A 13,066-nucleotide genomic window follows, 5' to 3' on the forward strand; every position below is an offset into this window, starting at 1 on the left:
TGTTGCATCCTGGCGGTTGTTGCCAGAGATATGCAACAACGCGCCCGATAGGTTTAGCGCGTGCCGTCCGAGAGTGAGGTCCGTCGTACGGTCGAGGCCGTCTGGCGGATCGAGTCGCCGCGCCTGGTCGCCGGGCTTGCCGGGATGATGCGCGATGTCGGCGTGGCCGAGGAGCTAGCGCAGGACGCCCTGGTCGCCGCCCTCGAGCAGTGGCCCGCGGATGGGATCCCGAGCAACCCCGGCGCCTGGTTGATGGCCGTGTCCAAGCGTCGCGCGATCGACCTGGTCCGGCGCAACGAGCGTTACGCCCGCAAGCTCCAGGAGCTCGGCCGGGTGCACGACGACACGTTCGAGGTCGACGTCGACCCCGACCGGATCGAGGACGACCTGCTGCGGTTGGTGTTCGTCTCCTGCCATCCGGTGCTCGCGCCCGAGGCCCGGGTCGCGCTCACTCTGCGGCTGCTCGGCGGGCTGACCACGCCGGAGATCGCGCGGGCGTTTCTCGTCTCCGAGTCGACCGTGGCGCAGCGGATCGTGCGGGCGAAGCGGGCTCTGGCCGACGCGGGCGTGCCGTTCGAGGTGCCCGAGCCGCACGAGCGGCCGGCGCGGCTGGCCTCCGTACTCGAGGTGACCTATCTGATCTTCAACGAGGGCTACGCGGCGACCGCGGGCGACGATTGGGTACGTCCCGCCCTGTGCGACGACGCCCTCCGGCTCGGCCGGATACTCGCCGGCCTGATGCCGGGCGAGTCCGAGGTGCACGGGCTCGTGGCGCTCATGGAGATCCAGGCGTCCCGGCTGCGGGCCAGGGTCGGGGAGGGCGGCGCGGCGGTGCGGTTGCTCGACCAGGACCGGGCGCGCTGGGACCACCTGCTCATCGGGCGCGGGCTGGCCGCCCTCGCCCAGGTCGACAAGATCGGCGGCACCCCCGGGCCGTACGCGTTGCAGGCCGCGATCGCCGCCTGCCACGCCCGGGCCCGCACCGCCGACGAGACCGACTGGAAGCTGATCGCCGCGCTGTACGACGCGCTCGCCCCGCTGGCCCGCTCGGCGGTGGTCGAGCTGAACCGGGCCGTCGCGGTCGGCATGGCCGACGGGCCCGCCGCGGGTCTCGCGCTGGTGGACGCGATCGTCGCGGCCGGCCTGCTGCCGACCTATCACCTGCTGCCCGCCGTGCGCGGTGACCTGCTGGTCAAGCTCGGCCGGGACGCCGAGGCCAGGGCGGAGTTCACCCGGGCCGCGGCGCTGACCGGCAACGCCGCCGAGCGGGCCCTGCTGGAGGGGCGAGCTAAGACCGGCCCAACCTGAACTGCTCGGCGTGGGCGGCCTGCTCCTCGGTAATCGTGGTGATCTCGGTCGGCTCGGCGACTTTGCGGACTTCGATCACCGCCTCCCAGTCGGAGCCGGGCGGGATCGCGGCGTCGATCGGGCAGCGCCGCGCCCACTCGATCGCCTCCTCCGGCGACTTGACGTCGATCAGGTAGAAGCCGGCGACCAGCTCCTTGGCCTCGGTGAACGGCCCGTCGACGACGGTCCGCTCGCCCTTGGCGTAGATCACCCGGGCGCCCTGCGAGCTGTCCCAGAGCCCCTCGGCCGCGAGCAGCACGCCGGCCTTGGCGAGCTCACTGTCGTAGTCGTGCATCGCCTGGACCAGGTGGGCCGGCGGCATCGCACCGGGCGGCGGGTCACCCTTGAGCAGCAGCATGAAGCGCATCGCATGTCTCCCATCCGTCGCGGCCATTCTGACCGACACCAACGCGTCGAACAGGCCGCCCGCGTTTCGACAGGCAGGGCTAACTGATCCGTCTTTCGCTGCGCGGGGTCGCCGGGAGGTCGGCGGAGATGCGGGCGGCGGCGGCGAGCAGCGGCGGCACCAGGTCGCGGCGGATCGCCTCCAGGGTCGTGCGGCTGGCGGCGGTGGAGACGTTGACGGCCGCGACCGTGCGGCCGGCGCGGTCGCGGATCGGTGCCGCCACCGCGCGCAGGCCCTCCTCCAGCTCCTGGTCGACCAGCGCCCAGCCCTGGGCGCGTACCCGGGCCAGCTCTGTCCGCAGTGCACCGACCCCGCCGATCGTGCGGGCGGTGAGCCGGTCGATGGACACGGCGTCGAGGTAGGACGCCAGCTCGTCGTCGGGCAGCCCGGCGAGCAGGACCCGGCCCATCGAGGTGGCGTACGCCGGGAACCGGGTGCCCACGTTGATGGTCACCGTCATGATCCGTGAGGTGGGCACCCGGGCCACGTAGACCACGTCGGGGCCGTCCAGGACCGACACCGACGACGACTCGTTGACCTCGGCGACCAGCGCCTCCAGGTGCACCTCGGCGACCTCGGGCAGGGACAGGCTCGACAGGTACGCGTAACCGAGCTCGAGCACCCGCGGGGTCAGCGAGAAGAGCCGGCCGTCGGTGCGCACGTAGCCGAGGTCCATCAGGGTGAGCAGGAAGCGGCGGGCGGCGGCCCGGGTGACCCCGGTGGTCGCCGCGACCTCGCTGAGGGTGAGCTCGGAGTGCGTGCGGTCGAAGGCCCGGATCACCGCCAGCCCGCGTTCGAGCGACTGCACGAAATCGGTCGAGCGCACCGCGGTCACGACGCCTCCTCGATGCCGAGTTCGATGCCTAGCTCGTCGAGCACCCGCTGGGCGGTCGCGAACGCGGTGTTCGCCGCCGGCGCACCAGCGTAAACCGCGGTGTGCAGCAACACCTCTCGGATCTCCGTAGGAGTGACACCCTGGCCGATCGCCGCGCGGACGTGCATGGCCAGCTCGGCGGTGGCGTGCTGACTGGCCAGCAGCGCGATGGTGACCAGGCAACGAGTGCGCCGGTCCAGCCCGGGCCGGGTCCACACGGCGCCCCAGGCGTGCGCGGTCACGTGCTCCTGCCAGGGCGCGTTGAACGCGGTGGCGGCCGCGGCCGCCCGGTCGACGTGGGCGTCGCCGAGCACGGCCCGACGCACCTCGGCACCGTCGTCAACCATCTGTCCTCCGGGAGGAATGTCTGGCCAGCGCGAGATCGACAAAGTGGCCGGCACTGCCGACAGGGTCGGTGGCACCGCGTTCGGTCGGCCAACCGGCCCGGTCGAGGTTGGCGCGCATCACATCCGGGTGCACGACCAGACCCGACAGGCAGGTACGCAGCCAGGCGGCCGCCGACCCGACGGTGACCAGCAGCTCGCGCAGCGGCCGCCACTCGGCCTGCCAGCCGCCGGCGCCGCGTTGGTGCTCCTGCACCGCGCTGGCCAGCAGCGTGGCGACCAGGCCGGGCGCCTGCGCGGTGGCGGCCAGCGTGCTGATCGCGGCCACCGGGTTGTGCTTGTGCGCCATCGCGCTGGAGCCGCCGGGCGCGTCCTCCGCGACCTCGCCGACCTCGCCCTGCGCGAGCAGCGTGACGTCGCGGGCGGGCTTGCCGAGCGCGCCGGCCGCGACACCGAGGGAGCCGGCCAGCCGGCCGATCCGGCCGCGTTCGGTGTGCCACGGCAGGTCCGGGGCGGCCAGGTCCAGCCGGCGCGCGAAGTCGGCGAGCACCGCCGGGCCGGCCGGCCCGAGACCGGCGAGCGTGCCGGCCGCGCCGCCGAGTTGTGCCGTCGGCGTGAAACCTCGTAGGTCGAGAGCGGCGGCGTCGAGTCCGGTCAGCCAACCGGCCGCGGTGAGACCGAAGGTGGTCGGCACCGCCTGTTGCAGCAGGGTCCGGCCGATCAGCACGGTGTCCCGGTGTGCGGCGGCCAGCACTGCGGCGGCGTCGGCGGCCGCGTCCAGGTCGGACAACAGGGCCGCCAGCGCCCGGCGGGTGACCAGCATGGCCGCCGTGTCGAGCACGTCCTGGCTGGTCGCGCCGGCGTGCACGTGCTCGCGCACCTCGGGAGGCACCGCCGCTCGGATCGCGGTGACCAGCGGCACGACCGGGGTCGCGTGCGCCGCCGCGGCGGCGCCCAGTGCGGCCGGGTCGGGTGCGAGGTCGGCGCAGGCCGCGACGATCGCCTCGCCCGCCGCCACCGGGATCACGCCGGCTCCGGCGTTCGCGGCGGCCAGCGCGGATTCCACCGACAGCATCGCCCGCACCCAGGCCTCGTCGGCGACGGCGGCCGGCACCGCGCCGCGCTCGAGGATGCCCGCGAACAGGCCCTCAGAAGGTGAAGAAGACGGTCTCATGGTCGCCCTGCATGGTGATGTCGAAGGAGTACCCGTCGTCGGTCTCCTTCGCGACCAGCGTCGACCGCCGGACCGGGTCGACCCGGCCGAGCACCAGGTCGTCGGCGTTGGCCGCCTCGTCGGGGAAGTAGACCCGGGTGACCAGCCGGTCGAGCAGCCCGCGGGCCAGCACGCTGACGTCGATGTGTGGCGCCTGGAGGGTGCCGTCCGGCCCGGGGACGGGACCTGGCCGTACCGTCCGGATCGCGTAGCGCCCGTCGGTGTCGGTCGGGCACCGGGCGAACCCGCGAAAGCCGGCGGTGGCGACCGGGCCGCGCGGGTCGTCGGGGTGGTCGAAGCGGCCGGCCGGATCGGCCTGCCAGATCTCGATCAGCGCGTCCGGCACGGGCTCACCGGCACCGTCGAGGACCACGCCGCGCAGCCAGAACGCGCCCGGCAGGTCCTCGGCCACCGCGTACGGCCCGTCCGGCCAGGGCAGCCCGAGCCCGAAGAACGGCCCGACCGTCTGCGAAGGAGTTGTCATGCGTCCTCCATCGGGGTGGCTTCGCGGCCGCGCAGCACGATGTCGAAGCGGTAGGCGAGCGACCATTCGGGCGTCGTGGCGTCGAGGTCGAACGCGGCGACGAGGCGCTGCCGGGCGGCGGGGTCCCGGACCGAGTTGAAGATCGGGTCCTGGACGAAGAGCGGATCGTTCGGGAAGTACATCTGGGTGACCAGGCGCTGGGTGAACGCGTGGCCGAACAGCGAGAAGTGGATGTGCGCCGGGCGCCAGGCGTTGTGGTGGTTGCGCCACGGGTACGCGCCGGGCTTGATCGTGACGAACCGGTAGCGGCCCTCGCCGTCGGTCATGGCCCGCCCCGCGCCGGTGAAGTTGGGGTCGAGCGGGGCCGGGTGCCGGTCTCCCGCGTGCAGGTAGCGCCCTGCGGCGTTGGTCTGCCAGACCTCGACGAGCGTGTCCCGGACCGGTCGGCCGTCGCCGTCGAGCACCCGGCCGAACACCTCGATCCGCTCGCCCTGCGGCTCGCCGTCGTGCTGGCGGGTCAGGTCGTGGTCGAGCGGGCCGACCCGATCGGTGCCGAGCACGGGGCCGGTGAGCTCGGTCAGCCCTTGCGGCAGCGCCACCAACGGCTGGCGTGGGCTGCGCAGCCGGGTCGAGCCGTATTCCGGCGACGTGAGCGGGGGTTGCTCGTCCGGCGCGTAGCTCCGATAGGGCGCAGGTGGCTTCCAGTCAGGCAACGCCGCCTCCTCTCGTCGACGACCTCGTCGTCAGTGATCGCAGCGCGGTGAGCTCCGCGGCGGTGGGTTCTTCCGTGACCCGCAGGTCGGCGCGGACCGTGAGTGGCCAGCCGGTGGCCGCGCGGACCGCGTCGACAGCCACGCCGGGGTGGATGCTGGTCAGGGTCAGCTCGCAGGTCTCCGGGTCGGGTTCGAGCACGCCGAGGTCGGTGATCAGCCGGATCGGGCCGCGCCCGCGCAGGCCGAGCGCCGCCCGGTGGCCGGGACCGTCGCCGAAGCCGAGTGAGGTGACGAACTCCAGGCGGTCGACGAGGGTACGCGGGCGGTGCCGGACGACCACGACGGTCTCGCGGCAGGAGGCGGCGATCTCGGGAGCACCGCCCGCACCCGGCAACCGGACGGCCGGGGAGCGGTAGTCGCCGATCACCGTGGTGTTGATGTTGCCGCGCCGGTCGACCTGCGCGGCACCCAGGAACCCGACGTCGACCCGGCCGGGCTGGAGCCAGTAGTTGAAGATCTCCGGGACACTGACCACGGCGTCCGCGGTCTCGCCAAGCTCACCATCCCCGATGGACAGTGGCAGCGTGGTCGGCTTGGCGCCGATCGCACCCGACTCGTAGATCAGTGCCAGGTCGGGGGAGCACGTGCGGCGGGCCAGGTTCGCCGCGGTGCTGGGCAGCCCGATGCCGACGAAGCACGAGGCGCGGCCGGCCAGCGAGCGCGCGGCGGTGACGGTCATCATCTCGTCGGCGGTCCACGCGCTCATGCGGCGGTCACCTCGTCGAGCCAGCGTCCGAACGTCTCGCGGTCCCGGCTGATCGGATCCCAGGACTGGTAGTAGTCGTTGTCGCGGTCGTAGTAGCCCTGTGCGTAGGACGGGTGCGCGCCGCGCGGCACGTGTGCCACCGCGGTGACCACCCAGCCCGGCAGGACCACCGCGCCCGGCTGCGGCTCGAGCTCGTCGACGAGCTCCTCGACGGTGACCAGCGACCGGGAGGCGGCCAGGACCGCTTCCTTCTGCACGCCGGTGATCCCCCATAGCTGCACGTTGCCACGCCGGTCGGCGCGCTGTGCGTGGATCACGGCGACGTCCGGGTTGAGTGCGGCGACCGCGGTCAGCGCCTCACCCGTGAACGGGCAGGTGATCGTCGCGATCGTCTTGGTGTGCTTGGCGATGTCGGTGCCGACGTAACCGCGCAGCACCGCGAACGGCAGCCCGGACGCGCCGGCGACGTAGCGGTTGGCCATGCCGGCGTGGCTGTGTTCCTCGATCTCGATCGGCCGGGGCCAGGCGTTCTCGACCGCGTCGCGAAACCGGTGCAGCGAGCCGACACCGGGGTTGCCGCCCCACGAGAACACCAGGCGTGCCGCGCAACCCGCGCCGATGAGTTGGTCGTAGACGATGTCGGGAGTCATCCGGATGAGCGTCAGGTCGCGGCGCCCCTGCCTGATGATCTCCTGGCCGGCCGCCACGGGGATGAGGTGTGTGAAGCCCTCCAACGCGACCGCGTCCCCGTCGTGGACCAGCTCCGCCACACCCTCGGCGAGGCTGACGAGTTCGGCCATGCGGCTCCCAGTCTGTGCGCTATACGAACAATAGTTCAGCAGCCAGCCTAGGAACCACACGCCATGAGCGTCAATAATGACAAGCATTGACTTCTAGTACGGCACGGTTCTAGGTTTCCCGTTGTACATCTGTGCGCTATCCGAACACTTGCCCTCTCCGCTCACCCCTGACGTGGATGGAGTTCCGATGCGACGCCCCTTGCTCGCTCTCGTCACCGCCGTGGCGCTGCTCGCCACAGCCGCCTGCGGTGACTCGTCCGACGACACACCGGCGGCCGGTGGCTCCGCCGCGCCCGACAAGGTCAACGCCGGCGTCATCGCGATCCTCGATGTCGCGCCCATCTACCTCGGCAAGGAGAAGGGCTTCTTCAGCAAGCGCGACATCGATCTGACGCTGACCACCGCACAGGGCGGCGCCGCGATCGTGCCCGCCGTGCTCTCCGGCGAATACCAGTTCGGCTTCAGCAACGCCGTCTCCCTGTTGCTGGGCAAGTCGAAGAACGCACCGCTCAAGGTGGTCTGCAACGGCAACAACTCGACCGGCGTGGCCGACGACTTCGCCGGCCTGTACGTCAAGCCGGACAGCGGCATCGCGTCGCCGAAGGACCTGGTCGGCAAGACCGTCGCGGCCAACACGCTGAAGAACATCGTGGACACCAGCGTGCGTGCCTCGGTGAAGAAGGACGGCGGCGACCCGAGCCAGGTCAAGTTCACCGAGCTTCCGTTCCCGGAGCAGGTCGGCGCCTTGCAGGCGGGCCGGGTCGACGCCATCTTCGTCGTCGAGCCGTTCCAGCAGGCCGCGATCGCCGCCGGGATGAAGAAGATCGCCTCCAGCTACGTCGACGCGGCGCCGAACCTGACCGTCGCGATGTACTTCACCTCGACCAAGCTGATCGGTGAGAACCCCGACCTGGTCAAGCGGTTCACCGAGGCGATGAAGGAGTCGCTGGCCTACGCCGACGCACACGGCGACGAGGTGCGCGACATCATCGGCACGTACACCAAGATCGAGGAGCCCGTGCGGGCGAAGATGACGCTGCCCAAGTGGCCCTCGGACATCAACACCGCGTCGATCGACGCGCTGGCCCAGGCCGCGGTCACCGACGGGCTGCTCACTGAGAAGCCGGACGTCGCGGGGCTGCTTCCCTGATGGTCGCTGTCGCGGCGCGCACGTCCCGAGTGACCGGCCGGCGGTTCCGGTCGGTCACTCTGGGCGTGCTGGGCCTGTTCGGGTTCGCGGTGGCGCTCGAGGTGGCGCCGCGGATCGGCGTCGTGCCGATCGACTTCGCGCCGCCGACCAGCCAGATCCTGGTCGCCCTGGGCGAGCAGTTCGGCGAGTCCTCGTTCTGGACGGCGCTGCTGCAGACCCTGCGCACCTGGGCCATCGGGCTGGCCATCGCGATGGTGGCCGGCATCGTCATCGGCGTGCTGCTCGGCTCGCTGCCGATCGTGCGCGCGGCGACCGCGACGACCATCGAGTTCCTCCGGCCGATTCCCTCGGTCGCCCTGATCCCGCTGGTGATCGTGCTCTACGGACCGACCGTCAAGTCGACTCTCGTGCTCGTCGTCTACGCCGCGTTCTGGCAGATGCTGATCCAGGTGGTGCACGGCGTCGCCGACGTCGACCCGGTCGCCCGCGACACCGCGCTCGCGTTCCGGCTGAGCCCCTGGGCCCGGGTGCGCTACGTGGTCTGGCCGACGGCTTTGCCCTACGTGATCACCGGCTTCCGCCTGGCGGCGTCGGTCGCGCTGATCCTGACCATCACCGGCGAGCTGGTCATCGGCTCGCCCGGGATCGGCAAGGAGATCGACAACGCGCAGCAGAGCAATGCGGTGCGCACCGTGTACGCGCTGATCGTGGTCACCGGAATCCTCGGTGTGCTGGCCAACCTGCTCACCCGCCTGGTCGAGCGCAAGGTGCTGTCCTGGCACCCGTCGACGCGGGCCGAGGAGGTGACGGTGGCATGAGATACCTCCAGCGCGCGGTCCTGCTGATCGGTCTCCCGGTCCTCCTGCTCGCCGCGTGGTGGTTCGGCTCGGCCGGCAGCGAGGACTTCTACCGACCTTCCCTGTCGTCCATCGTGGACGCGTTCGGGCAGACCTGGACCTGGGAGATGTTCCAGCAACAGGTGTTCCCGTCGCTGTGGCGGCTGGTCGTCGGCTACCTGCTCGCGGTGCTGGTCGGCGTCGCGCTCGGCGTGCTGATCGGCACCTTCCGCTCGGTGCGGTCGCTGCTGGAGCCGGTGCTCGAGTTCCTGCGCGCGTTCCCGCCGCCGGTGCTCGTGCCGGTCGCCATCCTGCTGTCCGGCATCGGCGACCGCACCAAGATCCTGGTGATCGTGTTCGGCTGCGTCTGGCCGGTGCTGCTCAACACCATCGAGGGCGTCCGCGGCCGCGACGAGGTGCTCAGCGACACCTGCCGCAGCTACGGCATCACCGGGTCGCTGCGCCTGCGCCACCTGGTGCTGCGCGCGGCCAGCCCACAGATCATGACCGGTGCCCGGCAGGCCCTTCCGCTGGCCATCATCCTGATGGTGATCAGCGAGATGATGGCCGCCAACGAGGGCCTCGGCTTCACGGTTCTGCAGTTCCAGCGGGGTTTCCAGATCCCCGAGATGTGGAGCGGCGTGCTCCTGCTCGGCGTGATCGGCATCGTGCTCTCCCTGCTGTTCAGACTGGCCGAGCGGTCGCTGCTCGGCTGGTACCACGGCCAACGAGCGGGACAACGGGAGTGGTGATGCTCGAGGTCAAGAACCTGCACAAGGTGTACGACGGCCACGGCCGGCGGGTGACCGCGGTCGGCGACCTGACGTTCTCCGTGCCGGAGGGCCAGTTCGCCTGTGTGGTCGGCCCGTCCGGCTGCGGCAAGACCACCTTGCTGCGAGTGATGGCCGGCCTCCTGCCGGCCACCTCCGGCGAGGTCCGGGTGCAGGACACGCCGGTCACCGCGCCGCCGCCGGGCCTCGCGGTCGTCTTCCAGGAGTACGGGCGCAGCCTGTTCCCCTGGCTGCGGGTGCGGGAGAACGTCGAGCTGCCGCTCAAGGCACAGGGCATGGCCCGCGCCGAGCGCCGCGAACTGGCGACGGAGGCGCTCGCGGCGGTCGGGCTGGCCGACGCGCACAGTGCCTATCCGTGGCAGCTCTCCGGTGGCATGCAGCAGCGGGTGGCCATCGCCCGGGCCATCGCGTACCAGCCGCGCGTGCTGCTGATGGACGAGCCGTTCGCGGCCGTCGACGCGCAGACCCGGGCCGACCTCGAGGACCTGGTCCGCTCGGTGTGGAAACAGTTCGGCGTCACGTTGCTGTTCGTCACGCACGACATCGACGAGGCGGTCTACCTCGGCCAGCGGGTGATCGTGCTGTCCGCGTCGCCGACCACTGTGGCGCAGGACCTGACCATCGACCTGCCCGCCGAGCGCGACCAGCTCACCACCCGGGCCGACCCTCGGTTCACCGAGCTGCGCGGCCAGGTTTACGCCCGGATCCAGAAGGTGAAGGCACCCGCTTCGGAAGGAGCACCAGCATGACGTTCTTCGACCCAGAGCTGTGGGACGGCAAGGTGTTCACGGGCGACTGGTCCACGCCGTCGGGCGGGTCGGCGCAGATCGTGGAGAAGGCGACCGGCGGCTCGCTCGGCCGCACCGGCGTGGCCGACGCCGGTGACGTGGCCGGCTCCGCGGCCCAGGCTGCCGCCGCGCAACGGGCCTGGGCGGCCACCTCGTTCGAGGAGCGCGCGGCCGTGCTGCGCCGGGCCGGCGCGCTGATCGAGGCCAACGCGGCCGAGCTGCGGGACTGGGTGGTCCGGGAGACCGGTGCCGTGCCCGGCCTGGGCGACTTCGCGGTCGGCGTCGCGACCCAGGAGTGCTACGAGGCGGCCGGGCTGGCCCATCGACCGGCCGGCGAGATCTTGCAGAGCAACCAGCCGCGGCTGAGCCTGATCAAGCGCGTACCCGTCGGCGTGGTCGGGGTGATCTCGCCGTTCAACGTGCCGCTGATCCTGTCCATCCGCTCGGTGGCGCCGGCGCTCGCGCTGGGCAACGCCGTGGTGCTCAAGCCGGACCTACGCACCCCGGTCAGCGGCGGGTTCGCGATCGCCCGGGTGTTCGCCGAAGCCGGCTTGCCGCCGGGTCTGCTGCACGTGCTCCCCGGCGGTGCCGAGGCGGGCTCCGCGTTGGTCACCGAGCCCTTGGTGCGGGTGGTCTCGTTCACCGGGTCCAGCGCGACCGGCCGGCGGGTCGCCGAGCTCGCCGCGCGCCACCTCAAGCGGGTCCACCTGGAGCTGGGCGGCAACTCGGCGCTGGTCGTGCTCGACGACGCCGACCTGGACCGGGCGGTCTCCGCCGGTGCCTGGGGTTCGTTCCTGCACCAGGGCCAGATCTGCATGACCGCGGGACGGCACCTGGTGCACGAGCGGATCGCCGACGACTACGTGGCCGCGCTCGCCGAGCACGCCGACCACCTGCCGGTCGGTGACCCGTTCACCGGCCAGGTCGCGCTCGGGCCGCTGGTCGACGAGGGCCAGCGCGACAAGGTGCACGCGCTGGTCAACGCGACCGTCGACGCCGGCGCGCGGCTGGTCGCGGGCGGCAAGTACGAAGGGCTCTTCTACCGGCCGACGGTGCTCGACCAGGTGCGCACGGACATGCCGGCGTACGCGGAAGAGGTCTTTGGCCCGGTCGCCCCCGTGGTCCGGTTCAGCACCGTCGACGAGGCGGCCGCGCTCGCCGCCGACTCGCCCTACGCCCTTTCGCTGAGCATCCTGACCGGCGACGCGATGCGCGGTCTGGCGCTCGCCGAGCGGATCCCGAGCGGGATCGTCCACATCAACGACCAGACCGTCAACGACGAGGCGGTGGCGCCGTTCGGCGGTGTCCTCGACTCGGGCACCGGCGCCAGGTTCGGCGGTGCCGGCAACCTCGACGCGTTCACCGAGCAGCGCTGGATCACGCTGCGCGGGGATATCCCGGCCTACCCGTTCTGATCGAGAGGTGCAGAAATGACCTTGCGCGACACGCCGCCGTTCCGGGCCGACCACGTGGGCAGCCTGCTGCGCCCCGAACGTCTGCTGAAGGCGCGTGCCGACCGGGCGGCCGGCACGATCTCGGCCGAGGAGTTGCGGGCCGTGGAGGACGACGCGATCCGCGACGTGGTGCGGATGCAGCGCGACGTCGGGCTCAGCTCCGCCACGGACGGCGAGTTCCGGCGTACGTCCTGGCACATGGACTTCATCTACCAGCTCGGGGGCATCCACTCCACCGACGAGAAGATCCGGGTGCACTTCCACAACAAGGCGGGCGACCTCGACTTCACCTCGGCGGCGCTGGCCGTCGACGGCCCGGTCAAGCTGGAGAAGACCATCTTCGGCGACGACTTCGCCTTCCTGAACGCCACCGTGGAAGAGCCGGTCACCGCCAAGCTGACCATTCCGTCGCCGAGCATGGTGCATTACCGGGGCGGCAAGGCGTCCATCGACCCGGCGGTCTACCCCGACGAGGAGCAGTTCTGGGCCGACCTGTCGGCGGCCTACGCCGCACAAGTCAACGCAGTCGCGGAGCTCGGTTGCCGCTACCTCCAGCTCGACGACACCAGCCTGGCCTATCTGAACGACCCCGAGCAGCGCAAGCAGCTCACGGAGCGGGGTGACGACGCCGAGCACCAGCACCTGCGCTACATCAAGCAGATCAACGCGGCGATCCAGGACCGGCCGGCCGGGCTGTCGGTGACCACACACATGTGCCGGGGCAACTTCCGGTCGTCGTGGGCGGCCGAGGGTGGCTACGACTTCGTGGCCGAGGCGCTCTTCTCGGAGCTCGCGGTCGACGGCTTCTTCCTGGAGTTCGACGACGAGCGCTCCGGCGGCTTCGCGCCGCTGCGCTTCGTACCGCCGGGCAAGATGGTGGTGCTCGGCCTGGTCACCACCAAGAACGGCGCACTGGAGTCCAAGGACGCGCTGAAGCGGCGCATCGACGAGGCGAGCAAATATGTGCCGCTGGAGCAGCTCTGCCTGTCGCCGCAGTGCGGTTTCTCCTCGACGGTCGAGGGCAACGTGCTGAGCTACGACGACGAGGTCGCCAAGCTGAGCCTGATCGTCGAGACCGCGCAAGAGGTGTGGGGCTGACC

Annotated in this window: 15 protein-coding genes; 7 read left to right on the forward strand and 8 right to left on the reverse strand. The window is 71.5% G+C overall.

Annotation, left to right across the window (positions count from 1 at the left end; translation table 11 throughout):
• Positions 1–60: 60 nt before the first annotated feature.
• Positions 61–1,308, forward strand: coding sequence for an RNA polymerase sigma factor (locus BLV39_RS17140; RefSeq protein WP_090793103.1), 1,248 nt, complete (start codon positions 61–63; stop codon positions 1,306–1,308).
• On the opposite strand, the gene BLV39_RS17145 is transcribed toward BLV39_RS17140, so the two are convergent.
• The 8 genes from BLV39_RS17145 to BLV39_RS17180 all read right to left on the reverse strand — a co-directional run bounded on the left by BLV39_RS17145 (position 1,289) and on the right by BLV39_RS17180 (position 6,947).
• On the reverse strand, positions 1,289–1,714 hold the full coding sequence (locus BLV39_RS17145) for a YciI family protein (RefSeq protein ID WP_090793106.1): 426 nt from the start codon (positions 1,712–1,714) through the stop codon (positions 1,289–1,291). The two genes, BLV39_RS17140 and BLV39_RS17145, sit on opposite strands and share 20 nt — an antisense overlap.
• 79 nt (positions 1,715–1,793) lie before the next feature.
• Positions 1,794–2,588, reverse strand: coding sequence for an IclR family transcriptional regulator domain-containing protein (locus BLV39_RS17150; RefSeq protein WP_090793109.1), 795 nt, complete (start codon positions 2,586–2,588; stop codon positions 1,794–1,796).
• A complete protein-coding gene (locus BLV39_RS17155) occupies positions 2,585–2,974 on the reverse strand; it encodes a carboxymuconolactone decarboxylase family protein (RefSeq protein ID WP_090793112.1) in 390 nt (129 codons plus the stop codon). The genes BLV39_RS17150 and BLV39_RS17155 overlap by 4 nt, the downstream gene beginning before the upstream one ends.
• Positions 2,967–4,145, reverse strand: a complete 1,179-nt coding sequence (locus BLV39_RS17160) for a lyase family protein (protein ID WP_090793115.1) — start codon at positions 4,143–4,145, stop codon at positions 2,967–2,969. The genes BLV39_RS17155 and BLV39_RS17160 overlap by 8 nt, the downstream gene beginning before the upstream one ends.
• Positions 4,120–4,668 carry a protocatechuate 3,4-dioxygenase subunit alpha gene (gene pcaG / locus BLV39_RS17165; RefSeq protein WP_090793119.1) on the reverse strand — a complete coding sequence of 183 codons (549 nt, stop codon included), beginning with the start codon at positions 4,666–4,668 and terminating at the stop codon, positions 4,120–4,122. The genes BLV39_RS17160 and pcaG overlap by 26 nt, the downstream gene beginning before the upstream one ends.
• A complete protein-coding gene (gene pcaH / locus BLV39_RS17170; protein WP_090793123.1) occupies positions 4,665–5,381 on the reverse strand; it encodes a protocatechuate 3,4-dioxygenase subunit beta in 717 nt (238 codons plus the stop codon). The genes pcaG and pcaH overlap by 4 nt, the downstream gene beginning before the upstream one ends.
• Entirely contained in the window at positions 5,374–6,147 is a 774-nt protein-coding gene (locus BLV39_RS17175) for a CoA-transferase subunit beta (protein ID WP_090793126.1), read from the reverse strand. Before BLV39_RS17175 ends, pcaH begins: the two co-directional genes overlap by 8 nt.
• Positions 6,144–6,947, reverse strand: coding sequence for a CoA transferase subunit A (locus BLV39_RS17180; protein WP_090793130.1), 804 nt, complete (start codon positions 6,945–6,947; stop codon positions 6,144–6,146). The genes BLV39_RS17175 and BLV39_RS17180 overlap by 4 nt, the downstream gene beginning before the upstream one ends.
• 187 nt (positions 6,948–7,134) lie before the next feature.
• Here BLV39_RS17180 and BLV39_RS17185 point away from each other — a divergent pair, with 187 nt between their 5' ends.
• From BLV39_RS17185 to BLV39_RS17210, 6 genes are read left to right on the forward strand one after another with little or no spacing between them, the layout of a single operon-like run.
• The gene (locus BLV39_RS17185) at positions 7,135–8,097 is read left to right on the forward strand and encodes an ABC transporter substrate-binding protein (RefSeq protein WP_090793133.1); all 963 of its coding nucleotides are present in this window, start codon (positions 7,135–7,137) and stop codon (positions 8,095–8,097) included.
• The gene (locus BLV39_RS17190; RefSeq protein WP_090793136.1) at positions 8,097–8,915 is read left to right on the forward strand and encodes an ABC transporter permease; all 819 of its coding nucleotides are present in this window, start codon (positions 8,097–8,099) and stop codon (positions 8,913–8,915) included. Before BLV39_RS17185 ends, BLV39_RS17190 begins: the two co-directional genes overlap by 1 nt.
• Positions 8,912–9,685 (forward strand): ABC transporter permease, encoded by a 774-nt coding sequence (locus tag BLV39_RS17195; protein WP_090793139.1) that lies wholly within the window; start codon positions 8,912–8,914, stop codon positions 9,683–9,685. Before BLV39_RS17190 ends, BLV39_RS17195 begins: the two co-directional genes overlap by 4 nt.
• Positions 9,685–10,473, forward strand: coding sequence for an ABC transporter ATP-binding protein (locus BLV39_RS17200; protein ID WP_090797453.1), 789 nt, complete (start codon positions 9,685–9,687; stop codon positions 10,471–10,473). The genes BLV39_RS17195 and BLV39_RS17200 overlap by 1 nt, the downstream gene beginning before the upstream one ends.
• Complete coding sequence (locus tag BLV39_RS17205) at positions 10,470–11,927, forward strand: benzaldehyde dehydrogenase (protein WP_090793144.1); 1,458 nt, start codon at positions 10,470–10,472, stop codon at positions 11,925–11,927. The genes BLV39_RS17200 and BLV39_RS17205 overlap by 4 nt, the downstream gene beginning before the upstream one ends.
• Before the next feature lie 15 nt (positions 11,928–11,942).
• Complete coding sequence (locus BLV39_RS17210) at positions 11,943–13,064, forward strand: 5-methyltetrahydropteroyltriglutamate--homocysteine S-methyltransferase (protein WP_090793149.1); 1,122 nt, start codon at positions 11,943–11,945, stop codon at positions 13,062–13,064.
• The last annotated feature ends 2 nt before the right edge of the window (positions 13,065–13,066 follow it).

The organism is Asanoa ishikariensis, from assembly GCF_900107455.1.
Classification (GTDB): domain Bacteria; phylum Actinomycetota; class Actinomycetes; order Mycobacteriales; family Micromonosporaceae; genus Asanoa; species Asanoa ishikariensis.